General features: G+C 54.3%; 20 protein-coding genes. 10 read left to right on the top strand and 10 right to left on the bottom strand.

All coding sequences use genetic code 11. The features are described from left to right. Positions 1 to 14 precede the first annotated feature (14 nt). On the bottom strand, positions 15 to 1,925 hold the full coding sequence (locus tag K5Y32_RS02910; RefSeq protein WP_222181753.1) for an ABC transporter ATP-binding protein: 1,911 nt from the start codon (positions 1,923 to 1,925) through the stop codon (positions 15 to 17). A gap of 5 nt (positions 1,926 to 1,930) precedes the next feature. Continuing rightward, the gene (gene rlmKL / locus K5Y32_RS02905; protein WP_222181752.1) at positions 1,931 to 4,048 is read right to left on the bottom strand and encodes a bifunctional 23S rRNA (guanine(2069)-N(7))-methyltransferase RlmK/23S rRNA (guanine(2445)-N(2))-methyltransferase RlmL; all 2,118 of its coding nucleotides are present in this window, start codon (positions 4,046 to 4,048) and stop codon (positions 1,931 to 1,933) included. A gap of 108 nt (positions 4,049 to 4,156) precedes the next feature. Here rlmKL and K5Y32_RS02900 point away from each other — a divergent pair, with 108 nt between their 5' ends. Then, positions 4,157 to 5,266: a YcbX family protein gene (locus tag K5Y32_RS02900; protein WP_222181751.1), complete on the top strand. Its 1,110-nt coding sequence runs from the start codon at positions 4,157 to 4,159 to the stop codon at positions 5,264 to 5,266. A 5-nt stretch (positions 5,267 to 5,271) separates the two neighbouring features. On the opposite strand, the gene K5Y32_RS02895 is transcribed toward K5Y32_RS02900, so the two are convergent. The 5 genes from K5Y32_RS02895 to K5Y32_RS02875 all read right to left on the bottom strand — a co-directional run bounded on the left by K5Y32_RS02895 (position 5,272) and on the right by K5Y32_RS02875 (position 10,539). After that, the gene (locus K5Y32_RS02895; protein ID WP_101760931.1) at positions 5,272 to 5,814 is read right to left on the bottom strand and encodes a cell division protein ZapC; all 543 of its coding nucleotides are present in this window, start codon (positions 5,812 to 5,814) and stop codon (positions 5,272 to 5,274) included. 148 nt (positions 5,815 to 5,962) lie between these two features. Continuing rightward, positions 5,963 to 6,973 (bottom strand): quinone-dependent dihydroorotate dehydrogenase, encoded by a 1,011-nt coding sequence (pyrD, locus tag K5Y32_RS02890; protein ID WP_210080565.1) that lies wholly within the window; start codon positions 6,971 to 6,973, stop codon positions 5,963 to 5,965. Between the two features lie 119 nt (positions 6,974 to 7,092). Then, positions 7,093 to 8,094: a glycosyltransferase gene (locus K5Y32_RS02885; RefSeq protein WP_225614528.1), complete on the bottom strand. Its 1,002-nt coding sequence runs from the start codon at positions 8,092 to 8,094 to the stop codon at positions 7,093 to 7,095. A 2-nt stretch (positions 8,095 to 8,096) separates the two neighbouring features. Continuing rightward, a complete protein-coding gene (locus K5Y32_RS02880) occupies positions 8,097 to 9,614 on the bottom strand; it encodes a lipopolysaccharide biosynthesis protein (RefSeq protein ID WP_137385508.1) in 1,518 nt (505 codons plus the stop codon). A gap of 97 nt (positions 9,615 to 9,711) precedes the next feature. Then, the gene (locus tag K5Y32_RS02875; RefSeq protein ID WP_222181750.1) at positions 9,712 to 10,539 is read right to left on the bottom strand and encodes a hypothetical protein; all 828 of its coding nucleotides are present in this window, start codon (positions 10,537 to 10,539) and stop codon (positions 9,712 to 9,714) included. A gap of 756 nt (positions 10,540 to 11,295) precedes the next feature. On the opposite strand from K5Y32_RS02875, the gene ssuE reads away from it, so the two are divergent. Genes ssuE through ssuB form a run of 5 tightly spaced genes read left to right on the top strand, consistent with a single transcriptional unit; the run spans position 11,296 to position 15,562 of the window. Then, positions 11,296 to 11,847 carry an NADPH-dependent FMN reductase gene (gene ssuE / locus K5Y32_RS02870; RefSeq protein ID WP_110865858.1) on the top strand — a complete coding sequence of 184 codons (552 nt, stop codon included), beginning with the start codon at positions 11,296 to 11,298 and terminating at the stop codon, positions 11,845 to 11,847. 10 nt (positions 11,848 to 11,857) lie between these two features. Further along, entirely contained in the window at positions 11,858 to 12,826 is a 969-nt protein-coding gene (locus tag K5Y32_RS02865) for a sulfonate ABC transporter substrate-binding protein (RefSeq protein ID WP_061717113.1), read from the top strand. Between the two features lie 2 nt (positions 12,827 to 12,828). Further along, the gene (ssuD, locus tag K5Y32_RS02860) at positions 12,829 to 13,974 is read left to right on the top strand and encodes an FMNH2-dependent alkanesulfonate monooxygenase (protein ID WP_008102354.1); all 1,146 of its coding nucleotides are present in this window, start codon (positions 12,829 to 12,831) and stop codon (positions 13,972 to 13,974) included. Positions 13,975 to 13,985: 11 nt separating this feature from the next. Beyond that, the gene (gene ssuC, locus K5Y32_RS02855) at positions 13,986 to 14,774 is read left to right on the top strand and encodes an aliphatic sulfonate ABC transporter permease SsuC (protein ID WP_176970861.1); all 789 of its coding nucleotides are present in this window, start codon (positions 13,986 to 13,988) and stop codon (positions 14,772 to 14,774) included. Beyond that, positions 14,771 to 15,562: an aliphatic sulfonates ABC transporter ATP-binding protein gene (ssuB, locus tag K5Y32_RS02850; protein WP_101760939.1), complete on the top strand. Its 792-nt coding sequence runs from the start codon at positions 14,771 to 14,773 to the stop codon at positions 15,560 to 15,562. Before ssuC ends, ssuB begins: the two co-directional genes overlap by 4 nt. A 79-nt stretch (positions 15,563 to 15,641) precedes the next feature. On the opposite strand, the gene pepN is transcribed toward ssuB, so the two are convergent. Beyond that, positions 15,642 to 18,257: an aminopeptidase N gene (pepN, locus tag K5Y32_RS02845; protein WP_222181749.1), complete on the bottom strand. Its 2,616-nt coding sequence runs from the start codon at positions 18,255 to 18,257 to the stop codon at positions 15,642 to 15,644. A 238-nt stretch (positions 18,258 to 18,495) separates the two neighbouring features. On the opposite strand from pepN, the gene pncB reads away from it, so the two are divergent. The 4 genes from pncB to K5Y32_RS02825 all read left to right on the top strand — a co-directional run bounded on the left by pncB (position 18,496) and on the right by K5Y32_RS02825 (position 24,080). Beyond that, complete coding sequence (gene pncB, locus K5Y32_RS02840) at positions 18,496 to 19,716, top strand: nicotinate phosphoribosyltransferase (protein WP_255602340.1); 1,221 nt, start codon at positions 18,496 to 18,498, stop codon at positions 19,714 to 19,716. Positions 19,717 to 19,868: 152 nt separating this feature from the next. After that, the gene (gene asnS, locus K5Y32_RS02835; RefSeq protein WP_137385501.1) at positions 19,869 to 21,269 is read left to right on the top strand and encodes an asparagine--tRNA ligase; all 1,401 of its coding nucleotides are present in this window, start codon (positions 19,869 to 19,871) and stop codon (positions 21,267 to 21,269) included. 299 nt (positions 21,270 to 21,568) lie between these two features. After that, on the top strand, positions 21,569 to 22,690 hold the full coding sequence (gene ompC / locus K5Y32_RS02830; protein ID WP_271459973.1) for a porin OmpC: 1,122 nt from the start codon (positions 21,569 to 21,571) through the stop codon (positions 22,688 to 22,690). 199 nt (positions 22,691 to 22,889) lie between these two features. Next, positions 22,890 to 24,080, top strand: coding sequence for an amino acid aminotransferase (locus K5Y32_RS02825; RefSeq protein ID WP_192413848.1), 1,191 nt, complete (start codon positions 22,890 to 22,892; stop codon positions 24,078 to 24,080). Positions 24,081 to 24,125: 45 nt separating this feature from the next. Here the strand turns inward: K5Y32_RS02825 and K5Y32_RS02820 are convergent, their stop codons facing one another. Further along, positions 24,126 to 24,758 (bottom strand): MBL fold metallo-hydrolase, encoded by a 633-nt coding sequence (locus K5Y32_RS02820; protein ID WP_222181748.1) that lies wholly within the window; start codon positions 24,756 to 24,758, stop codon positions 24,126 to 24,128. A gap of 36 nt (positions 24,759 to 24,794) precedes the next feature. Continuing rightward, positions 24,795 to 25,346: a YcbK family protein gene (locus K5Y32_RS02815; RefSeq protein ID WP_101760946.1), complete on the bottom strand. Its 552-nt coding sequence runs from the start codon at positions 25,344 to 25,346 to the stop codon at positions 24,795 to 24,797. Between the last annotated feature and the right edge of the window lie 93 nt (positions 25,347 to 25,439).

Here is a 25,439-nt window from a genome sequence, read left to right as displayed (position 1 = left end):
CTGACTCCTTCCGATTACGCGCCGTTTTTCAGTGCTTCCAGCTCTTCCCAGCGTTCGAACGCCACTTCCAGCTCCTGCTCGGTTTGCGCTAACGCATCCAGAACCGGCTGGGTTTTATCGTGTGGCTGGCTGAAGAAATCTGGATGACTCATTTTAGCCTGCAACTCACCGATGCGGGTTTCCAGCTGCTCCAGTTTTTGTGGCAGCAGTTCCAGCTCACGTGCCAGGTTATAGCTTAGCTTGTTGGCCGGACGTTTGGCGGCGTCACTTTTCTCAGCGGTTTTCACTGGTGTAGCCGGTTTAGCCTGCGAGGCTTTGCCCTGCTTATAGGCTGCGCGCTGCTGCTGAGCATCGTGATAGCCACCGACAAAGGTGCCGATTTCGCCGTTGCCTTCAAAGATCCAGCACTCGGTCACGGTGTTGTCGACGAATTGACGGTCGTGGCTCACCAGCATCACAGTGCCCTGATAACCATCCACCAGCTCTTCCAGCAATTCCAGCGTTTCAACGTCGAGGTCGTTGGTCGGTTCATCGAGAATCAGCAGGTTGCTTGGCTTGAGGAACAGACGCGCCAGCAGCAGGCGGTTACGCTCACCGCCGGACAAGGCGCGCACCGGCGTCATGGCGCGTTTCGGATGGAACAGGAAGTCCTGCAGATAACCGAGCACGTGGCGCGGTTTGCCGTTAACCATCACTTCCTGTTTACCTTCAGCGAGGTTATCCATCACGGTACGATCCGGATCCAGCTCAGCGCGGTGCTGATCGAAGTAAGCGATTTCCAGCTTGGTACCGCAATGCACGCGGCCGCTGTCGGCTTTTAGCTGATCCAGCATCAGACGCAGCAAGGTGGTTTTACCACAACCGTTTGGGCCAATCAGGGCGATTTTGTCGCCGCGCTGCACCTGAGTGGAGAAGTCTTTCACCAGGGTTTTGCCACCCACGCTGTAATTGACATCTTCCATCTCAAACACGATTTTGCCTGAACGTGCCGCTTCGCCGACTTGCATATTGGCTTTGCCCATCACTTCACGACGTGCAGAGCGCTCGTTACGCAGCGCTTTCAAGGCACGTACACGGCCTTCGTTACGCGTGCGGCGCGCTTTGATGCCCTGACGGATCCACACTTCTTCCTGCGCCAGCTTGCGGTCAAACTCGGCGTTCTGCATCTCTTCGACACGCAGCGCTTCTTCTTTGCCGGTCAGGAACAAATCGTAGTTGCCCGGCCAGGAAACCAGCTTGCCGCGATCAAGATCGACAATGCGCGTCGCCATGTTGCGAATAAACGAACGGTCATGCGAAATGAAGATGATGCTGCCGGTGAATGTCTTGAGGAACGTTTCCAGCCAATCAATGGTTTCGATATCAAGGTGGTTGGTCGGTTCGTCGAGCATCAGTACGCGCGGGTTGCTCACCAGCGCGCGGCCCAACGCCGCTTTACGCAGCCAGCCGCCAGACAGCGAAGACAACTCGGTATCCGCATCCAGACCAATCTGCTGCAGCACGTCGTTGATGCGGCTATCCAGCTGCCACAGATTCTGATGGTCAAGGATGGTTTGCAAACGACCCATCTCGTTCAGGTTCTTCTCGCTCGGATCTTCCATCACCAGATGGGAAATCGCGTGATAAGCCTTGAGATGCTCCGCCTGCTCGGCCACGCCTTCGGCAACGAAGTCATAAACAGAACCGGTAATGTTGCGTGGCGGATCCTGTTGCAGACGCGCCACCACCAAATCCTGCTCATAAATGATGCGGCCGTCATCCAGCGGCTGTTCGCCGTTGATGATTTTCATCAGCGTCGATTTACCGGCGCCGTTACGGCCAACCAGACAGACGCGTTCGCCCTCTTCGATATGCAGTTCGGTGTTATCCAACAGCGGCGCATCGCTGAACGAGAGGTAAGCGCCATGGATACTAATCAGTGACATAAAACTTATTCCTTACCGGCGTGGCTAACCAGCCAGCAGTTGTGAATTTGACGGTTGCGCGCGAAATCCTGCGACAGCGTTTTTTGGGTAATTTCCTGCGCCTGCAGACCCAGACGTTCTAAGCCGTCGAGATCCATTTTGAAGCCGCGCTTGTTGTTGGAGAACATAATGGTGCCACCGCGACGCAGCAAACGTTTCAGGTTCTGCATCAGCATCATGTGATCGCGCTGCACGTCGAAATCGTCTTCCATGCGCTTAGAGTTAGAGAACGTCGGCGGATCGATAAAGATCAAATCAAACTGTTCGTCACTCTCACGCAACCAGCTCAGGCAATCGGCGTGCATCAGGCGATGATTACGGCCGGTTAAACCGTTAAGGCGCAGGTTGCGCTCGGCCCACTCCAGATAAGTACGCGACATATCCACCGTGGTGGTAGTTTTCGCGCCACCCAAACCGGCGTGTACGCTGGCGGTGCCGGTATACGCAAACAGATTGAGGAAATCTTTGCCTGCGCTCATTTTGCCCAGCATCTGGCGCGCGATACGGTGATCGAGGAACAAACCAGTATCCAGATAATCGGTGAGATTCACCAGCAGGCGCGCATCAAATTCCTGCACTTCGAAGAAATCGCCCTTCTCGCCCAGCTTTTGATACTGGCTTTTGCCTTTTTGGCGCTCGCGGGTCTTCATTACCAGACGATTGGCCGGGATCTCCAGCACGCTCAGCGTAGCGCTGATCACATCGAACAGACGCTGACGCGCTTTGTTAGCGTCCACGGTTTTCGGCGGCGCATACTCCTGAATCACCACCCAATCAGCGTAACGATCGACCGCTACGTTGTATTCAGGCAGATCGGCGTCATACAGACGATAGCAATCGATATTCGACTGACGCGCCCATTTCTCCAGCTTCTTCAGATTCTTGCGCAGGCGGTTAGCAAAATCTTCGGCGATCTGCGCGCCGCCTTCTGCGCTGGTCGCAGCCAGCTGATAGTTTTTCTGCACGCACTCCAGCGGACCATTTTTAGCTTTGAACTGGCGATCGGCACGCAGTTGCAAGCAGCTCAGCAGCTCTGGCGAGGCGCTGAACAGCGACAGATTCCAGCCGCCAAAGTTCTGCTTCATGATGCGGCCCAGCTGGCTGTGCAGCGCAATCAGCGCCGGTTCGCTTTCCAGACGCTCACCGTACGGCGGATTGCTCAATACCGTGCCGGTAATCTCTTTGCCCGCCAGCGGATTCTTCAGCTTAATCACATCCTGCTGGGCAAAAGTGAACAGCTCGAACACGCCTGCACGACGGGCGTTGGCGCGCGCTGATTCCAGCACGCGGCTGTCATTATCGTAGCCAAAGAAACGGGCGGTCGCAGCGGCGGTACCCACGCGCGCGCGCTCTTTCGCGGCAGCATAAACTTCCTGCCACGCAGCCTGATTGTGTTTCTTCCAGCGATTGAAGCCCCAATGGGTACGCAGCAGGCCAGGCGCGCGATCGCAGGCGATCAACGCCGCTTCCAGCAGCAGCGTACCGGAACCACACATCGGATCGACCAGCGGCGTACTGCTCTGCCAACCGGAACGCATCACGATGGCTGCCGCTAAGGTTTCTTTTAGCGGTGCTGCGCCGGTTTGCTGGCGATAGCCGCGCTGATGCAGTGAATCACCGCTTAGATCCAGCGCGATGCTAACGCGATCTTTGTTGAGCCACGCATTGATGCGGATGCCCGGTTGTTCACGATCAACGTTCGGGCGCTCCAGATTCTGGCGGGTAAAACTATCGACGATGGCATCTTTAATGCGCAGCGCACCGAACTGGCTGTTGCGGATCACCTCGTTGGTGCCGCTAAAATGGATGGCAAAACTGGTGTTGCTGTCGAACATCTCGGTCCACGGGATACTTTGCGCACCCACGTAAAGATCGAGATCGCTCCAGACGCCAAATTCTCCCAGCGGCAGCAAAATGCGCGAAGCCAGACGGCTCCACAGCAGGCTTTGGTACATTACATGGTCGTCGGCCTGGAAGTGGACGCCGCCCTGCACCACCTGCAAATCCTGCGCACCCAGCGCGTCTAGCTCACTTTTCAACAGCTCTTCGAGCCCACGCGCCGTACTGGCAAACAGAGAATTCATATCGTCACTTTTTACTCTTGCTTAAATTGCTGCGCATTATAGCGAATCAGCGTGCTATGTCATAAAGTTAGCTTCTTTAAAACTTATGACCCCTTTTTTGGAGTGGTGATGATTACGCTTTCACGCCTTTACATCCATCCCGTTAAATCTATGCGCGGTCTGCAACTGTCACATGCGCAGGTGCTGGAAAGCGGTCTGGGCTTTGATCGCATCTTTATGGTGACCGAACGGGACGGCACGTTCGTGACCGCCCGCCAGTTTCCGGAAATGGTGCGCTTTACCCCGGCGCTGCTGCCGGACGGGCTGTTTCTGCAGGCACCGGATGGTTCGCAGGCGCTGATCCGCTTCGCTGATTTCACCGCTGAGCAGTCACCCACCGAAGTCTGGGGCAACCATTTCACCGCGTGCGTTGCACCTGACGCGATCAACAGCTGGTTAAGCACCTTCTTCCCACGTCCGGTGCAGCTGCGCTGGACCGGCTTGCAACCGACGCGCCGCGTGAAGCGTTTTGATCATGTGCCACTGAGTTTCGCCGACGGTTTTCCTTACCTGCTGGTGAATATGGCCTCGTTGCAGGATCTGCAACAGCGCTGTCCAGCCAGCGTGCGCGTTGAGCAGTTCCGTCCCAATTTGGTGGTGAGCGGCGCGGCCGCCTGGGAAGAAGATAGCTGGAAACGCCTGCAAATTGGCGAGATCACCTTTGAGATGCCGAAACCGTGCAGCCGCTGCGTGTTTACCACCGTCGGTACCGAAAGCGGCCGTAAGCATCCTGATGGCGAACCGCTCTCGACCTTGCAGGGTTTTCGCAGCGCGCAGGATGGCAGCGGCGATATCGATTTCGGCCTGAATTTGATCGCCCTTAATAGCGGCATTATTCGCGTCGGCGATGCGGTGACCATTCTCGAGAAGCAAACCCCACGCGCTTACGGTGCGGGCGCCGTGGTCGAAACGCTGGCGCCAGCCGCTAGCAGCCACAGCGCGGTGAGCATCGATTATCAGGGGACGAGCTTTAGCGGCGACAATCAGCAAGTGCTGCTGGAACAGTTGGAAATGCAGGGTTTCCGCATTCCCTACTCGTGCCGTGCCGGGATTTGTGGCAGCTGCAAAGTGACGTTGGTGGCGGGTGAAGTGAAAGCACTGAAGAAAAGCGCGGTGCGCGCCGATGGTACCATCTTAAGCTGCAGCTGTATTCCGGCAGGCGATATCGAACTGGCGTAAGCCGATTACACCGCCCGCGCAAAGTGGGCGGTTTGTTCCTGCTGCTGCGGACGCAGACGATCGTTCATGATCTTAATCGCATCACCCAACTGCATACCTTTACCCGCCACGGTTAGCGCGTTTTGCGCTAATAAGCACAGCGCGGCATTTTCACCGCTTTCAACCACAAACAGTTGCGCCTGTTCGCCGCTATCAGCCAGCGTCACCGCCACCATATCGCCCGCAGCGGGCTGCCAGCTGTGCGCGTGATTGGTGAAGTGCCAGCTTTTTGGCATCAGGGGTTTGAGAAAACGACTGGCCACCAGCGCGTTTAACACTAACTCCGCACGCTGATCGCCTTTTAATCCACTCTGACGGCAACGTTCTTCAAAGCTAAAATAGAGCGCGGCGTCATCAACGCAAAAACCGCTGACATTAAAGGCATCAGGCGTCAGCATTTTGCGCGAGAAGCGCGAGCGAAATAACATGCCGTCGGCTAAATCCAGCATCATGCGGTCATGATCAGCGTCGAAATACCAACGCCAGTTGTCATCAGGTTTGATTTTCATGATCTGCCCTGTGGTTTATCGCTGCGCTAAACGGCGCTTAATTAAAAAAATAAATCTGAGAAAAAGCTGAAAAATGCATCAGCAGGACAAAATATAAACGAGCCGAAGGGATAAATAAACCCCTCGGCGCAGTAAAGTGGGAAATGTCTTAGAGGTGGGTCACGATATCTTTAATTAAGCCCGGGCCTTTATAAATAAATCCAGAGTATATCTGCACTAATGTTGCGCCCGCGGTAATTTTCTCACGCGCAGAAACCAGCGAATCAATACCACCGACGCCGATAATAGGTAAGCGGCCCTGCAGCTCTTGCGCCAGGCGGCGAATCACTTCGGTGCTGCGTGACTGCACCGGACGACCACTTAATCCGCCCATTTCTTCGGCATATTTAAGGCCGGTCACCAGCGAACGATCAAGCGTGGTATTGGTGGCAATCACACCATCAATATTGTGACGCACCAAACTGTCGGCAACCTGGATCAATTCTTCTTCAGTCAGATCCGGCGCGATCTTTACCGCCACCGGCACATATTTAAGGTGCCTTGCCTGGAGTTCTTGCTGTTTTAATTTGATGGCAGAAAGAAGATCGTCCAGCGCTTCGCCATATTGCAACGTGCGTAATCCTGGCGTGTTGGGTGACGAAATATTGATGGCGATATAACCGGCGTGGGCATATACCTTTTCCATGCAGATCAGATAATCGTCTTTGCCTTTCTCGACCGGCGTATCTTTATTTTTGCCAATATTGATGCCGAGAATGCCCTTAAAGCGCGACTTTTTAACGTTGGCAATCAGATGATCAACGCCGAGATTATTAAACCCCATGCGGTTAATAATCCCTTCGGCAGGCACTAAGCGGAACATACGCGGTTTATCATTTCCCGGTTGCGCCAGCGGCGTTACCGTTCCCACTTCGACAAAACCAAAGCCCATCGCGCCGAAGGCATCAATGCACTCGGCATTCTTATCGAGACCGGCCGCTAAGCCGAGCGCATTAGGGAAGGTTAATCCCATGCAGGTTACCGGACGTGATGGCAGCGACTGGCGAATCAGCCCTTCCAGCGGGGTGCCGCTAATAAAACGCAGTTGTTGAAAGGTGAGTTCGTGCGCACGCTCAGGATCAAGCTTAAACAGCGCTGGCCGGACGATAGGATATAACATGCACTCTCCTCAATGACGGAAACCAGGGAAGTCGGGGTGCACGGGAAAATGTGCGCCAGAATGGTAAGGTGCGCTGGCGCAAAAGTAAATTGTTCTACTGCATCACAATTTGATCGTTATCAGCGTCGTGCAGAATAGCGGCCAAGCTGTTCGCGACACGCCTGCAAGCCACTGTAAATCGTCGGGCAATACCACATTAGCTTCAGACGCGCGCTATGCTGCAACACATTGCGCACCAGCTGATTCACCTGCGGCTGCCAATCCGTTGGGATCACCATGTGATTTTTGCGCATCTGCGCCAGGCAGCTGTGCATCACCGTTTGGTAATAGCTATCCAGCAACGCCGCATCCACTGGCAGTTGCCGATCGCGCAGGAACTGTTCGCTGCTTTCACGCGCAATAAAGTAATTTTTCACATAGGAAAAATCGCGCGTGCTTTGCGACAGCGACGTCAGCATAAAGCGTTTGTAGTAGTAGCTTTGGCTGGTGCAATAAATGTTACGCGCCTGCAGATAGAGCGCAAACATGTAAGGCGCATCTTCATGGTTTTGAATCGGCAGAAACTGCAGCGCCAGTTGATCAATCAAGCGACGCGAAATGATGCTGCTCCACACGACGCGATGCGCCGACTGATGCTGCATCAGCGTACGTAAACTGGTGCTGCCGCCGGGCAGCAATCCACTGACATGACGCTGGTGAATGGTTTGATAGTGGCGCTGCGCGGCAGGCACATCAAAAAACATTTTCGCGCCAAAGCAGAACAGATCGATATCTTCATGGCGCGCCTGCACGCGACGGAAGTCGGCGAACAAATCGGTGGAGACAAAATCATCCGCATCCATGAAGTAAACAAAATCACCGGTTGCGACAGAGAGCCCTTTCATACGCGCGGCGCTGACGCCGCCGCGCTCACCGCTTAGCAGGATTACCTGCGGATGCTGAGCCGCAAACGCCGTGAGCCAGGCTACGCTGCTGTCACTGGAACCATCGTCGATAACAATGATCTGTTCCGGCGGCGATGACTGACGCAGCAATGAACCCATCGCTTCTGGCAGCCAGGGCGCGCAATTCCAGTTCGGTATGATGACCGAAACCGTAGGGATACGGTGAGATGACATCATGCTCATCCTCTTTCCTCAACGTTAAACAACGGAATTCTGAGACGCTTCAACACCACACTGTGCAGCAGACAGCAGACGCCGAGATTGAACGCGCCAATCAAGCCAAGCCACAGCAGGTTGAGCCAGCGATTTTGGTTCCACTCGATCGGCAGCAAGGTGCTCAGCCAGGCGACAGCCGCAGAAACCGCCCAAATCAGCATCACGTCGCGGGTTAACCAGGTGAAATGAATGCCCGGCGCAAAGCGGCGATGCACCAGCCACGCCCAGCCCACCAGATAGAAGATGTTCTGCCCCAGCCATAGCCAACCGGTGCCCAGTGCGCCGTAGTGAATGGCACACCAGATGTTGAGCGGCACCAGCAGCACGGCAAAACAGGTGAAGCCTTTCATGTGCAGCTTGAGGTTGCCGTTGATGTATTGCAGGTGATAGAGCAAACCGCAGATGGCCTGAATGCCGCTGCCCAACGCATACAGGCTGAGGACAAATGACATCTCATCAACGATTTGGCTCTTCTGCGTCCACGCCCACAGCAGCGGGCCGGCGTAACAGGCGATGGTAATACTGAGCGGCGCCATAAAGATCGCCACCGCCTGCGTGGTGTAGCGGTAAAGTTTCAGCGACTCTGCATCGCCCTCTTTACGGGTTTTCATGCCGGTCATACGTGGCACAATCGCCTGCATGATTGGGCTGCTGAGCAGCAGAATGCCGGTCGCGGCGGTTGCCACCACGGTAAACGAACCGTATTCGCTCAGCGGCAGCGTCTTGGAGAGCACCAGTCGGTCAATTTGCGAAATAAAGGTCCACACCGCACTGGAAAATGCCGCGCTGAGCGCAAAACGAATAAAGGGTTTCAGCACCTCTTTCAGATCGCCGCGCTTCTCTTTGCGCGCCGCTTTGGGGATCAGCTGACAGGATTTGTAGATACAGCAGGCCGCTTCGGCAATCGACACCAGCAACTGCCAGACAAAGAACGCCAATACCGCATTAGAGAAGAATTGAATCACCAGCACCGCGCCAAAGGTGCGCAAGGTGGTGATAATCAGGTTGACGCCGTTCAGCCACACCTGATGTTCGAAGCCCACAATCACGCTGCGATACGGACTGGTGCGCCAGCGTATCGCCGCAGTGATCACCATAATCGCCACGGCAATCACCACATCGCCCGCCGGAAGATGACGCGCATCCAGCCAGTGCGTGGCAATCCACGGCGTCGCCAGCCAACCCAACACCACCAGCACAATCGTGGAGAACAAGAAGAATTTGGTCAGCGTGGCAAACAGCGCCGGGAACCAGACAAATTCCGCCTGATTAGCACGATAGCGCGCCGCTTCCCGCATCAAGGTGGTCGAAACACCGGCATCGAGTAATTGCAGCCAGGTTAATAAGATCGAAAAGAAGCCCACTAAACCGTAGGCTTCCATACCTAAGTGTTGAATATAAAGTGGTACAACCAAAATACCTGACAGCGTCAGATAGATTTGACCAACATAGTTGGCAATCGCGTTACGTTTTATAGACATAGGTGTTTTGGCATCTGGGGATTATCTCAGTGGCCTTAAGCGTGACATAAAAGTATTCACGCGCACACCGGAGTTATTCTTAAAATTAACGTTGGTGCTAAGCGCCCAGCTTTTTTCTCATTTTCATCATGGAGAAATAGATGTCAGGTTGTTTCAACATAAGTTTTTCCATTGCACCTTTGGCCGGGAAGTTTTCCGCAAAGTAGGTTAATGCATGGCGGGTATTATCTGAGAATTTATCGGCACCACTTAACTCGTGCTGGACTAATTGTAATAAGCCGCTGCGTAAATAACTTTCCCGATAGCGGTTTCGCTCCGGAATATAGTGTGACAATCGCGTGAGTTTTTCATAATCGGTAATAAATTGCTGATAGGTTAAGCGCGGCGAGGCTTCTACCCGAGTGGTCAGCGACGCTTCACTGGCGTAATCGAGCACCCACGCCGTTTGTGTATGCAGTAATCCGGCCAGCATCACATCCTGAATACGCGTCAGCGGCCCACCCGCGCGGGCCAGGCCAGCCCGCAAGATCACTGCAAAGCCGCCCTGCTGCCACCAGCGCTGCGCATGCAGTTGCTGAAACAGCTGCAGAGAAGAGTGTAAACCGTTCGCCAGCTCGCGCTTCGCCAGTGAGACCACAAAACAGTTCAGCTCGGGACGCTGGTCACTGAGCTTCGCCACGTCCTGCAGCAGGCTGGCCGGCAAGGCGCTGCGTTCGGCGCTGAACAGCAGGAAATCATCTTCAGCCGGCGTGCTGTGCGGAAAGGTCGGCAGCAATGATGAGGTGAGATGCGCTCCCGCGGCATCGGGTTGCAGCCAATAACAGACCAGCTCTTCTTCAGCTTTCGGCGAGGGTGAGATGCGATTGAAGGTGGCAGGCGCGACCTGCTGCTCAGTTAAATCCTGAGCAAATGAAGAACTACCCATATATATCTCCCTAAGAATAAATTGGCTTGCCGCAACGGCAGTTCACGCCACAAAACGCGGGCGTAAATAAATAAGTGAAATATCGTTATCGTGTTCTAGCGGAAATTAGCTCAACCAATTATAAACAGGCCTGGAATTCTAATTCCAACCACGATTAGCATTACCACGTAACTTAAGAGATTGATTGTTCAGCGCGGCTGCATGAAGTGTGAAGTTGATCAGCGAAAATTTGCATGAGTTGTAACAAGCGAGATGAATAGCGCGTATTTTATTAACCTTTATTCGCGTTTAGACATGAATTTTGTGAAATAAAAACCACGCTATATTAGGAAATAGTCGCTACTTGCTAAGTTTAATCCGATTCATGGAGAAATGAATAGAGGGGAATGGTTTATCTTTTCCCCATAATTTTCAATACCAAGCACGGTATGTAATCGGTAACGGCGCGCTCTGTATAAATATATTTCTTTAGTTACCACTCTGTTTTACCCATGCATAATGCGCTTTAATCATTAACCCCACTCAAATGGGCCTCAGGATTTATATAACCGCACCCTTGCAGCAGCGCTTTTCAGATTATGCCTAAGCTTCTAAAGCCTGCCTTCTCATCCTTCCTTTATATGTCACTGGCTATCCCATTTTGCGACTTAGGATTACCAGATAAATCATTTAAGCCTCGCTGCCTGCTCTGACAGTATTGAACACATCAGTTCTGAATATCAGATAATCAATAACTTTCAGTTATAAGGAGTGACCATGCGGGTTATTACGCTGGCGGGCAGCCCTCGCTTCCCTTCACGCTCTACTGCGCTGCTGAGCCTGTGCCAGCACGCGCTGGAAGCACGCGGTGTCGAAGTGATTCCGTGGAATATTCACAACTTCCAGCCTGAAGATTTGCTCTATGCACGCTTCGATTCTCCCGCGTTAGCCGCGTTGAAAGCCGATTTGGCGCTGGCGGATGGCGTGATTGTCGCCACACCTATTTATAAGGCTTCGTTTTCCGGCGCACTGAAAACCCTGCTCGATCTGCTGCCCGAGCGCGCGCTGGAACACAAAGTGGTGCTGCCACTGGCCAGCGGCGGCAGCGCTTCACATCTATTGGCGGTGGATTACGCGTTGAAGCCGGTACTTAACGCGCTGAAGGCGCAGGAAGTGTTGCACGGCGTGTTCGCCACTGACGGCCAGATTACGGATTACGATCGCCAGCCGCTGCTCGATCCGCTGCTGTCGCAACGCATTGATGAAGCGCTGGATACCTTCTGGCACGCGCTGCATCGTCGCCACCCACCTTACGCTCAAGCGGTATAAAGGAAGAGAGATGAAAAGGATATTGACGGGTTTACTCATGCCAGCCGTCGCGGCGCTGCTCACCTTGAGCGTGAGCGCGCAGGCCGCCGACGCACCAGAACAGTTGCGTATCGGTTACCAGAAAGGTTCGGTGAGCATGGTATTGGCGAAAACCCACAAGCTGCTGGAGCAGCGCTTCCCGCATACCAACATAAAGTGGGTGGAATTCCCGGCGGGCCCGCAGATGCTCGAAGCGCTTAACGTCGATAGCATCGATTTAGGCAGCACCGGCGACATCCCGCCGCTGTTTGCGCAGGCCGCGGGGGCCGATCTGCTGTATGTCGGCTCGGAGCCACCCAAGCCGCAAGCCGAAGTGATTCTGGTGCCGAAAGACAGCCCGATTCACAGCGTGGCCGAACTGAAAGGCCATAAAGTGGCGTTCCAGAAAGGCTCCAGCTCGCACAACTTGCTGTTGCGTGCGCTGGAACAGGCCGGGCTGAGTTTTAAAGACATTCAGCCAACCTATCTGACGCCCGCCGATGCGCGCGCCGCGTTCCAGCAAGGTGACGTTGATGCCTGGGCGATTTGGGATCCTTACTACTCTGCCGCCCTGCTGCAAGGCAACGTGCGCGTGCTGGCCGACGGCAGCAAACTCAATCAAACCGGCTCCTTCTATTTAGCCACGCGCAAATACACCGAGGCTAACGGCGCATTTGTGCAGCAGGTACTGAACACCTTCAGCGACGCTGATGCGTTAACGCGCAGCCAGCGTGACCAGAGTATCGATCTGCTGGCGAACGCGATGGGCTTACCGAAACCGGTGATTGCCAGCTATCTCGACCATCGTCCACCGACCACCATTACGCCGGTCAGCGCCCATACTGCGCAGGCCCAACAGCAAACGGCCGATCTGTTTTATGCCAATCATCTGATGCCGGTAAAAGTGAATATCGCTGACCGCATCTGGCATCCACAATCCGCCCAGCCAAAAGGAAATTAATCATGAGCGTATCCGTATTTTGGTTTCTCCCGACGCACGGCGATGGTCACTATCTCGGCACGGCGGAAGGTTCGCGCCCGGTTGATCATGGTTACCTGCAACAGATTGCACAGGCAGCGGATCGCCTTGGCTTCGGCGGCGTGCTGATCCCCACCGGCCGCTCCTGTGAAGATGCCTGGCTGGTGGCGGCGTCATTGATTCCGGTTACGCAGCGTCTGCGTTTCCTCGTCGCACTGCGTCCGGGCGTGATTTCGCCTACGCAGGCGGCGCGTCAGGCCGCCACGCTGGACCGTCTGTCGAATGGTCGTGCGCTGTTTAATCTGGTCACCGGCGGCGATCCGGAAGAGTTAGCTGGCGATGGCGTGTTCCTCGATCACCGTGAACGCTATGAAGAGTCCGCTGAGTTTACCCGCGTCTGGCGGCGGGTAAGCGAAGGCGAAACCGTCGATTACGAAGGCAAGCATGTGAAGGTGCGCGGTGCGCGTCTGATGTTTAAAGCGGTGCAGGAACCGCGTCCGCCGCTGTGGTTTGGCGGATCATCAGATGCCGCGCAGGATCTGGCCGCTGAACAGGTCGATGTCTATCTCACCTGGGGCGAACCGCCGGCGTTAGTTAAAGAGAAGATTGAGCAAGTGCGCGCCAAAGCGGCGGCACAAGGCCGCACCGTGCGCTTCGGGATTCGTCTGCATGTGATTGTGCGCGAAACCAATGAAGAAGCGTGGCAAGCGGCGGATCGCCTGATTGCCCATCTCGACGATGCCACCATTGCCAAAGCGCAGGCCGCGTTTGCGCGCACCGATTCGGTGGGCCAGCAGCGTATGGCCGCACTGCACGGAGGACGTCGCGACAAGCTGGAGATCAGCCCGAATCTGTGGGCCGGTGTCGGTCTGGTTCGCGGCGGTGCAGGCACCGCGTTAGTGGGCGATGGCCCAACCGTGGCGGCACGTATGCAGGAGTATCAGGATCTCGGCATCGAGACCTTTATTCTCTCCGGCTATCCGCATCTGGAAGAGGCTTATCGCGTAGGTGAGTTGCTGTTCCCGCACCTCGATTTGGCGATTCCGGAAGTGCCGAAGCCGCGCGTGGTGCAAGCGCACGGTGAAGCGGTGGCCAACGATTTCACGCCGCAAAAAGTGTCGCAGAGCTAAAGGAGCAGATGATGGCGAACGTTAAAAAACAGCTAACGAATGCTGTACTGCCGTGGGTTTTACCGGTGGTGCTGATTGCGCTGTGGCAACTGGCATCGCAAGTGGGTTGGCTGTCGACGCGCATTTTGCCGTCGCCGGAAAACATCCTCATCACCTTCTGGAAGCTGACGGTGAGCGGAGAACTGTGGCAAAACCTGGCGATCAGCAGCTGGCGTGCCGCCATCGGTTTCTCTATTGGTGGCTCGATTGGTTTGATTCTGGGTTTGATTACCGGCACCTCGCGCGTCGGCGAACGCTTGCTGGATACCTCGGTGCAGATGCTGCGTAACGTGCCGCATCTGGCGCTGATTCCGCTGGTGATTTTGTGGTTCGGCATCGACGAATCCGCCAAGATTTTCCTCGTGGCGCTGGGCACCTTGTTCCCGATTTACCTGAATACTTATCACGGCATTCGTAACATTGATCGGGGTTTAGTCGAGATGGCGCGCAGCTACGGCTTGTCTGGCTGGAGCCTGTTCATTCAGGTGATTCTGCCGGGTGCGCTGCCTTCGATTATGGTTGGCGTACGTTTTGCCCTTGGGCTGATGTGGCTGACGCTGATTGTCGCCGAAACCATTTCCGCTAACTCTGGCATTGGTTATCTGGCGATGAACGCCCGTGAATTCCTGCAAACCGACGTGGTAGTGGTGGCCATCATTCTCTATGCCCTGCTCGGCAAACTCGCCGACGTCGCGGCACAACTGCTGGAGCGCGTCTGGCTGCGCTGGCATCCGGCCTACCAATTGAAGGAGAACGCATGAGCAACGCAACCCTAAATCCGGCGCGCTTAAATCGCGGTACGCCGGTTGGCGTGAATGGCGTCAGCAAGCAATATGGCGATCGCACCATCCTGAATAATATCGATCTGCATATTCCTTCCGGGCAGTTCGTCGCCGTGGTCGGCCGTAGCGGTTGCGGGAAAAGTACCTTGCTGCGTCTGCTGGCGGGTCTGGAATCCACCACGCGCGGGGCGTTGCTGGCAGGCAATGCGCCGTTATCCGAGGCACGCGAAGATACGCGTTTGATGTTCCAGGATTCACGCTTACTGCCGTGGAAAAAGGTGATTGATAACGTCGGGCTGGGACTGAAAGGCCGCGAATGGCGCGCCGCCGCGCTGGAAGCACTCGAAGCGGTGGGATTGGCAGATCGCGCCAACGAGTGGCCTGCCGCATTGTCTGGCGGGCAGAAACAGCGCGTGGCGCTGGCGCGTGCGCTGATTCACCGCCCAGGTTTGCTGCTGCTCGATGAGCCGCTCGGGGCGCTGGATGCGTTGACGCGTATCGAAATGCAGGGATTGATTGAGTCGCTGTGGCAGCAGCATAACTTCACCGTGCTGCTGGTGACGCACGATGTCAGCGAAGCGGTGGCTATTGCCGATCGCGTATTGTTGATTGAGGAAGGCCAGATTGGCCTGGATTTGATCGTCGACTTACCGCGCCCACGCCGTCGCGGATCGGCACGTCTGGCAGAGCTGGAAGCGGAAGTGCTGGATCGGGTGATGAAGCGCGGCTCGTCAGAACAGCCGTTGAAGTTTGCGCAGCAGAGTTAATTAAAGACGCGCGATAAATCGCGCCGCTACGAATGCATACATTTATTCGTAGCGGCGCAATTTATTGCGCATGGTTTTCTTACGCGTTCAACGCCTTGGTGATCTTCTCGTACAGATCGCCCGACAGCTTATCCAGCCCTTTCAACGATTCCAGCGCTTTACGCATCAGCGCCTGACGATCGGCATCGTAACGTTTCAGGCGAATCAGCGGCTCGATGATGCGTGCAGCCACTTGCGGGTTGCGCGTGTTGAGATCGGTCAACATCTCCACCAGGAACTGATAACCGCTGCCATCTTTGGCGTGGAACGCCGCGGGATTGCCTGAGGCAAACGCTCCAATCAGTGAACGGATACGGTTCGGGTTGCCCATGGTGAACGAACGGTGATTCAGCAGCTTACGCACGTTGCTCAGCACGTCCGCCGCTGGACTGGTGGCTTGCAGCACAAACCATTTATCCATCACCAGACCATCCTGATGCCAGCGCTCATCATAGGCCGCCAGCAGCGTATCGCGACATGGCAGGTTCGCCGCCACCGCTGCAGACAGCGCCGCTAACGCATCGGTCATGTTGTTTGCCTGCTGATATTGCGCCTGCACCAGCTTGTCCGCCTGTGCCGCATCGGCGAAGGCCAGATAACCGAGGCAGACGTTTTTGAGCGTGCGCTTGCCAATCTCCACGTGCTCAATTTTGTATTCGCTGCTTTGGTTGGCCAGATAGAGCGCGAAGAATTCATCACTCAGCTCTTTAGCCAGCGTACGTACCAGCGCATCGCGCACCGCTGAGATCGCCAGCGGATCGATAACATCAAACAGTTCGGCGATTTCATTCTCAGACGGCAGCGAGAGAATCAACGCTTTCAGCGCCGGATCGCCCTGCTCATCCAGCAATACTGCGCGGAAGGCATCAGCCACATGCAGCGGCAGCGACAGCGGCTGGCCCTGCTGATGACGTGCGACGTTGAGGCGAATGTAGGTTGCCAGCAGGCTTTGTGCCGCATCCCAGCGCGCGAAGTCATTACGTGCGTGACGCATCAGGAAGGTGAGTTGCGCATCGCTCCATTTGTAGTCGAGCTTCACGGGCGCAGAGAATTCACGCAGCAGCGATGGCACCGGCTGGAAGTAAACGTTATCGAAAATAAAGGTCTGGAACTCTTCGGTGACGTTCAGCACGTGATGCACCGGATGACCGTTATGCTGCAGCCGGATCACCTTGCCTTCGTTATCGTACAGTTCGATATCCAGCGGAATGTGCAGCGGCAGCTTCTCTTTCTGCTCGGCGGTGGCCGGCGTGCGCTGAGTGACGTGCAGCGTGTACTGTTCCAGCTCTGGATTATAATCATCGCGCACCGTCAGGATCGGCGTGCCCGCCTGGCTGTACCAGCGGCGGAACTGCGACAGATCGACGTTCGAGGCATCTTCCATCGCCTGCACGAAATCATCGCAGGTGGCGGCGCTGCCATCGTGACGTTCGAAGTAGAGTTGCATGCCTTTCTGGAAATTCTCTTCGCCCAGCAAAGTGTGCATCATGCGGATCACTTCTGAACCTTTCTCATACACCGTTAAGGTGTAGAAGTTGTTCATTTCGATCACCTGATCCGGACGGATCGGGTGCGCCATTGGGCTGGCGTCTTCCGCGAACTGCGCGCCGCGCATCACGCGTACGTTATCGATACGGTTCACCGCGCGCGAACCGAGATCGGAGCTGAACTCCTGATCGCGGAACACCGTCAGACCCTCTTTCAGGCTGAGCTGGAACCAGTCGCGGCAGGTGACGCGGTTGCCGGTCCAGTTGTGGAAATATTCGTGACCGATAACCGCTTCAATGCCGAGGTAATCTTTGTCGGTGGCGGTTTCGGCTTTTGCCAGCACATATTTGGAGTTGAAGACGTTGAGGCCTTTGTTCTCCATCGCGCCCATATTGAAGAAATCCACCGCGACGATCATAAAGATGTCGAGGTCGTACTCAAGGTTAAAGCGCTCTTCATCCCACTTCATGCTGGCTTTCAGCGAGGTCATCGCCCAATCAGCACGATCGAGGTTGCCGCGATCGACAAAGATTTCCAGCGCTACATCGCGGCCAGAACGCGTGGTAAAACTATCACGTAATACGTCGAAATCACCGGCCACCAACGCAAACAGGTAGCAGGGTTTCGGGAACGGATCTTGCCACTTCACCCAATGGCGACCATCTTCGTGGCGACCGCTCTCCAGCTTGTTACCGTTGGAGAGTAAATAAGGATAACGCGCGGCATCGGCAATAATGGTGGTGGTGAAGCGCGCCAGCACGTCCGGGCGATCGAGATACCACGTTATGTGGCGGAAACCTTCGGCTTCACATTGGGTACAAAGCGCATCGCCGGATTGGTATAACCCTTCCAGCGCGGTGTTTTTATCCGGGTGAATGTCATTAATGATGGTCAGAGTGAAGTTGTCCGGTAACTGGCTGATGAACAACGCGCCCTCTTCTTCTCGGTAATGCGACCACGGATTGCCATCCACCGCCAGCGATACCAGCGTGAGATCTTCGCCATCTAAACGCAGTTCCGCATCGGTAGCGCCCAGACGCTTCACCTGACTGACCGCCGTGACGCGCGTCGAAGCCGCATCCAGATCAAAAGTCAGGTCGATATCGGTAATGGTGTAGTCCGGCGCACGGTAATCGTGGCGATATTTAATTTGCGGCTGTTGCGTCATGAGTCCTTCTCGCATCGTTAAATCGTTAATATGTTGACCCGTCAAAGTCTAAGCGGGTTGCGCCTCTGTTGCCACGGTCAATGCGTGCGTTCGTTGAAAAGGCTACAATTCATTAACAATGGCACAAATGACCCTCGACCTGCCACCCGCAATTATGGTGTGATCGCGGTCATTACTGTTTTATACTCCTGCGTCTTTATGACTTTGTTGAACACCGGGCTCTGCTCCGCGGAAGAGGATGCTGAAACGCACCATGACTGGACATGCTTCCCCGATTTTGACCACGCTGCTTGATACCGATGCGTATAAGCTTCACATGCAGCAGGCCGTCTATCATCGCTATTATGATGTCCCGGTTACGGCGGAATTTCGCTGCCGTGGCGACGAACTGCTCGGTATTTATGCGGACGAGATCCGCGCACAAATTGAAACCCTGCAAACGCTCGCCCTGAGCGACGATGAGTATCACTACCTCAGCGGGCTGCCTTTCTTCCAACGCGATTACCTTGACTGGCTGCGCCAGTTCCGCCTCGATCCCTCACAAGTCAACGTGCGTAACAACAACGGCCATCTGACCATTCAGATCAGCGGGCCGTGGCGTGAAGTGATTTTGTGGGAAGTGCCGTTGCTGGCGCTGATCAGTGAAGTGGTGCATCGCCATCGCACGCCGCAGATGGGGGTGGCTCAGGCGGTTGCGCACTTGCAGCACAAGCTTACGAATTTCCGTCAGCAGGTCGGCGATTGGGATATGTCGCGCTTCCAGCTAATGGATTTCGGCACGCGTCGCCGCTACTCCAAAGCGGTACAGGAAGCAATTGTCGCTACGCTTAAAGCGGAGTTTCCGTGGCTGGTGGGCACCAGCAACTACGATTTGGCGCGTCGCCTGCAGCTTAATCCGGTGGGTACACAAGCGCATGAATGGTTCCAGGCGCACCAGCAAATCAGCCCGGTGTTGGCGAACAGCCAACGTGCGGCGCTGCAATCCTGGCTGGACGAGTATGACAATCAGTTAGGTATTGCTTTAACCGACTGCATTACCATGGATGCTTTCCTGCGCGACTTTGGTCCGGGCTTTGCGCATCGTTACCAAGGCCTGCGTCATGACTCCGGCGATCCGCTGGAATGGGGTGAAAAAGCCATTGCGCACTATCAGCGGCTGGATATCGATCCGAAAAGCAAAACGCTGGTTTTCTCGGATAACCTCAATCTGGACAAAGCGCTGGCGCTCTATCGTCACTTTGGCCAACGTGCCAACGTGGTGTTCGGTATCGGAACGCGCTTGTCCTGTGATATTCCGGGCGTTACGCCGCTGAATATCGTGATCAAACTGGTGAGCTGCAATGGCAAACCGGTGGCAAAACTTTCCGACAGTCCCGGCAAAACCATTTGCCAGGATAAAGCCTTCGTGCGCGCCTTACGCAAAGCCTTCGATCTGCCGCTGGTCAAAAGAGCCAGCTGATTCTTATTGCAGGGTGCTTGCACCCTGCTTTCACGCAACAAATCTCCGATTAACCCGGCAATTTTGCTTGTTTCCTGTGGGCTCGCAAGTAACATAGCAAAACCCTGAATAAGGGCTTTTATCCACCTTCTTTTATATATAGAGAGAACTTTATGAGCGTTGTGCCTGTAGCGGATGTACTGCACGGCCGTGTCGCGGTTGACAGTGAAGTCACCGTACGTGGTTGGGTGCGTACCCGAAGAGATTCCAAAGCTGGTCTTTCCTTTATCGCCGTTTACGACGGTTCCTGCTTTAATCCCGTTCAGGCCGTCGTCAATAACTCTCTGAATAATTATCAGGATGAAGTGCTGCGTCTGACCACCGGTTGCTCGGTAATCATTACCGGTAAAGTGGTCGAATCGCCGGGCGAAGGCCAGGCTTTCGAGCTGCAGGCGACTAACGTTGAAGTTACCGGTTGGGTTGACGATCCGGATACCTATCCGATGGCGGCGAAACGTCACAGCATCGAATATTTGCGAGAAGTGGCGCATCTGCGTCCGCGTACCAACCTTGTAGGCGCCGTGGCGCGTGTGCGTCATACGCTGGCGCAAGCGCTGCATCGCTTCTTCCACGAAAACGGCTATTTCTGGGTCTCTACTCCGCTGATCACCGCTTCGGATACTGAAGGTGCCGGCGAGATGTTCCGCGTTTCGACGCTGGACCTGGAAAACCTGCCGCGCGATCCGCAGGGCAAAATCGATTTCGATAAAGACTTCTTCGGTAAAGAAGCCTTCCTGACCGTATCCGGCCAGCTCAACGCCGAGACTTACGCTTGTGCGCTGTCAAAGGTATACACCTTTGGTCCCACTTTCCGCGCCGAAAATTCCAACACCAGCCGTCACCTGGCGGAATTCTGGATGCTGGAGCCGGAAGTGGCGTTCGCGACGCTGGATGATGCGGCCGCTTTGGCAGAATCTATGCTGAAATACGTGTTCCAGGCCGTTCTCAACGAGCGTGCTGATGACATGGCCTTCTTTGCTGAGCGCGTGGATAAAGATGCGATTGCGCGTCTCGAGCGTTTCGTGACTACCGACTTTGCTCAGGTGGATTACACCGATGCGGTTGATATTCTGCTGAAAAGCGGCCAGAGCTTCGAGAACCCGGTTTCCTGGGGCGTGGATCTCTCATCCGAACACGAGCGTTATCTCGCAGAGCAGCACTTCAAGGCGCCGGTGGTAGTGAAAAACTACCCGAAAGACATTAAAGCCTTCTATATGCGCATGAACGAAGATGGCAAAACCGTAGCGGCGATGGATGTTCTCGCGCCGGGCATCGGCGAAATCATCGGGGGGTCACAGCGTGAAGAGCGTCTGGATGTGCTGGATGCACGTCTGGCAGAAATGGGCCTCAATAAAGAAGATTATTGGTGGTATCGTGACCTGCGTCGTTACGGCACCGTGCCACATGCCGGCTTTGGATTAGGTTTCGAACGATTAATCGCCTATGTCACCGGCGTACAAAATGTAAGGGATGTTATCCCCTTCCCACGTACCCCTCGCAACGCGAATTTCTAAATTTAGCGATTAATTATAAGTAATTCATATATATAAAGAGGTCGGCCTAGCCGGCCTTTTTTTATTTTTGTAAATTTAGAGTTCTCTCACAAAGTTCCCGAATTTTTACAAATTGTCATACAATTTTTCCTTTTGATACTTAATTGCGAGATTTGAATCATCTTCGGGCTAGAATTAGCAACCCTGTGATGGAAAGATGCGTGCAGACACAGGAGACATCAAACTTCTTTCAAGGTTCTGTAAAGATTTCTTGGCAGCAGTGGCAGATGTCCAAATAACTCCAATGAGGGTAATAAAAAATGATGAAGCGCAACATTCTTGCAGTGGTTATCCCAGCTCTGTTGGCTGCTGGTGCAGCAAACGCAGCAGAAATTTATAATAAAGACGGCAACAAGCTGGACCTGTACGGTAAAGTCGATGCGCGTCATCAGTTCTCTGATAACTCAGGTTCAGACGGCGACCAGACTTATGTGCGTTTCGGCTTCAAGGGTGAAACTCAGATTAATGACCAACTGACCGGTTACGGCCAGTGGGAATACAACATTCAGGCTAACAACTCTGAAGGCGCTAGCGATGCTCAAAATGGCAACAAAACCCGTCTGGGCTTTGCCGGTCTGAAAATTGCCAATGTCGGTTCGTTCGACTACGGCCGTAACTACGGTGTAGGTTACGATCCGCTGGCATGGACCGACGTTCTGCCAGTATTCGGTGGTGACTCTGGTTACTCTGATAACTTCATGGTTGGTCGTTCGAATGGTCTGGCGACTTATCGTAACAACGATTTCTTCGGTCTGGTTGATGGACTGGCGTTTGCTGTTCAGTATCAGGGTAAAAATGAAGAAGGCACTAACGCTAACAGCCGCAGCCTGAGTCGCGCCAATGGCGACGGTTGGGGTTCTTCTCTGACCTATACCTCTGACATCGGTGTTGGCGTTTCTGCTGCATACACCTCTTCAGACCGTACCAATGGCCAGGAAGCGTCCTTCTATGGCAACGGCAGCAAAAAAGCTGACGCATGGTCAACCGCTCTGAAATATGATGCGAACAACCTGTACCTGGCAGCAATGTACGGTGAAACCCGTAATTCAACCTGGATTTCAACTGATGCTACCGATATTGCTCCAGCCCGAGGCGGCGCAATCAACAAAGAGCAGAAGTTTGAAGCAGTTGCTCAGTACCAGTTCGACTTCGGTCTGCGTCCATCCCTGGCATACGTCCAGTCTAAAGGTAAGGACATCGAGACCTGGGGTGATCAAGACATCTACAAATATGTTTCTGTTGGTGCGTACTACTATTTCAACAAAAACATGTCTACCTATGTTGATTATCAAATCAACCTGATGGACGAAAACGACTTCACCCGCGCGGCTGGCATCTCTACTGATGACACCGTTGGCGTTGGTCTGGTTTACCAGTTCTAATCACCCGATTAGATTTGCGTAATACCTAAAAACGGAGCCCTCGGGCTCCGTTTTGCATTTCAGTGATCGGCTTCGCAATTAGCTTTTCTACTTTATCTCACCGACATATTTCTTTTTTATATCAGCGGTTGGCAAGCGTGCCGAGTGACGTTAACCTGATAGCTCATTTCGCTAAAGTTCACCTAAACGGAACTGACTCATGTTTGAATCGATCTCTGCCGCACCCGCCGATCCTATTCTGGGACTGGCTGACCTTTTTCGTGCCGATGACCGGCCGAATAAAATCAATCTTGGCATTGGTGTTTATAAAGATGAAACCGGTAAAACGCCGGTCCTCACCAGTGTTAAAAAAGCTGAGCAGTATTTGCTGGAAAATGAAACCACCAAGAACTACCTGAGCATTGATGGTCTGGCGGATTTCGCACGATGCACGCAGGAGTTGCTGTTCGGCAAAGAGAGCGCGCTGATTTCTGCGGGTCGCGCATGCACCGCACAAACGCCAGGCGGCACCGGCGCCCTGCGCGTAGCAGCAGATTTTCTGGCAAACCAGACCAGCGTCAAGCGCGTTTGGGTGAGCAACCCAAGCTGGCCGAACCATAACAATGTCTTCAACGCTGCTGGCCTTGAAGTGTGTGATTACGATTATTACGATGCCGCAAGCCACAGCCTGGATTTCGACGCCATGGTGGCATCGCTGCAGGAAGCCAAAGCAGGCGATGTAGTGCTGTTCCACGGCTGCTGCCACAACCCAACTGGCGTTGATCCGTCTGCAGAGCAATGGCAACAGCTGGCGCAACTGTCGCTAGAGAAAGGATGGCTGCCGCTGTTTGATTTCGCTTATCAAGGCTTTGCTCGCGGTCTGGATGAAGATGCGCAAGGGCTGCGTATTTTTGCCGCTTCACATCAGGAACTGATTGTTGCCAGCTCTTACTCGAAGAACTTTGGTTTGTATAATGAGCGTGTAGGTGCATTAACGCTGGTTGCAGCGAGCAGCGACGTGGCCAAAACTGCGTTTAGCCAGGTGAAATACACCATTCGCGCCAACTACTCTAACCCGCCGTCACACGGCGCGGCGGTCGTCGCCACCATCCTCAGCAATGACGCGCTGCGCACCATCTGGATTCAGGAGCTGGCCGATATGCGTCAGCGCATCCAGCGCATGCGTCAGCTGTTTGTGAACACACTGGCGGAGAAAGGCGCTAATCAAGACTTTAGCTTCATCATCAAGCAGAACGGCATGTTCTCATTCAGCGGCCTGACCAAAGATCAGGTAGTGCGTCTGCGTGAGGAGTTTGGCGTATATGCGGTGAACTCGGGTCGCGTTAATGTGGCAGGCATGACGCCAGATAATATGTCGGCGCTGTGTGAGGCGATTGTCGCAGTTTTATAAATCAGGCGGCAAATAACGACAAATGGGCCAAAAGGGCCCATTTTTTTATTCTTGCAGGAACGGATTGCTGATGCGTTCGCGGCCTAGCGTAGAGATAGGACCGTGACCCGGCACGAAAGTCACATCACCGCCTAGCGGCAACAGCTTGGTTTTAATCGCATCGATCAGGTCGCTGTGGCTGCCCTGCGGGAAATCGGTGCGTCCAACGCCACCGTTGAAAATCACATCTCCCGAAATCAGAAGACGCCCAGCCCGATCAAAGAACACGATATGTCCCGGCGTATGGCCCGGACAAAGCAGCACTTCCAGCGTGACATTGCCAACCTGCACAGTTTCACCCTCTTCCAGCCAGCGATCGGGCGTGAGCGGCGCACACTCGGGCAAACCGAACATACGGCTTTGTGTGGGCAGATTATCTAACCAGAAAGCATCGAGCGGATGCGGACCGACAATGGGCACCTGATAATGTGACGCAAGTTCCGCAGCGGCACCAACGTGATCAAGATGTCCATGCGTGAGCAGGATCTGCGACGGCGTTAGACCACGCTCTGCCAGTACGGCTTTGATGGTTTCCGCATCGCCGCCAGGATCGACCAATGCGGCTTGTTGGGTTTCGTCATCCCATATAACTGAACAGTTTTGGGAAAAAGCCGTAACCGGAATAATTTGGTAGTTCATAGCGCTCCATGACCGACACACGCAGCGCTGCCGGTATCAGGACCAGTGCCTTGCGGGCCCGGTATCTATGTGTACGAAGTTGCTGCGCGGGTAATATCCTACACCACCGGCGCGCATAGATAACGCCGCTTTGCGAACATTGCTCAACGAAATTCCCTCAATGTGGAAATCCATCGCTTGTCCTTTAGTGTGATAGCTTTTTTTCGCCACGCCCGGGCCCGATTCACGCAGCATGGTGTTGGTGGCTAAGGTGCGGTAACCCGAGATCAACTGCACCGGCTTACGCGTATCCAGCAATGTTTGCAGGCGGTAAAGCTGGTCAAAAAGATGGGGATCGATGGTCTTCACCTGATTGGCGCGGTAATCACGGAAGAAGTGATTTAAGCGGGCTAACTCATCCTTGTCATAACGCTTACCGTTAAAAAACTCTGTTTTAAGGGTTTCACCGGTGTGAAGGTTACTAAGCGTCAATACTCGTGGGCGGGCGGTGGAAAGCGAAGCCAGAGCGGAGCCAGGAAGCAGTGATAATCCTGCTGCTGCGCCTCCAATCAAGAGTAATCGACGACGTTGAGAATCAATATTAGCCATGAAGCGAGGTTACCTAATCTAAAGCGGATAAAATATGTGCGAAAAGTACACAAGGCCGAACATTAACGTCCGCCTAAGACTCAGTCAACCCAG

The sequence above is a fragment of the Pantoea sp. DY-15 genome (assembly GCF_019795935.1).
GTDB lineage: Bacteria > Pseudomonadota > Gammaproteobacteria > Enterobacterales > Enterobacteriaceae > Pantoea > Pantoea leporis.
The sequence above is the reverse complement of the archived record's forward strand: the minus strand, read 5'-3'. Positions and strand labels throughout refer to the sequence as shown.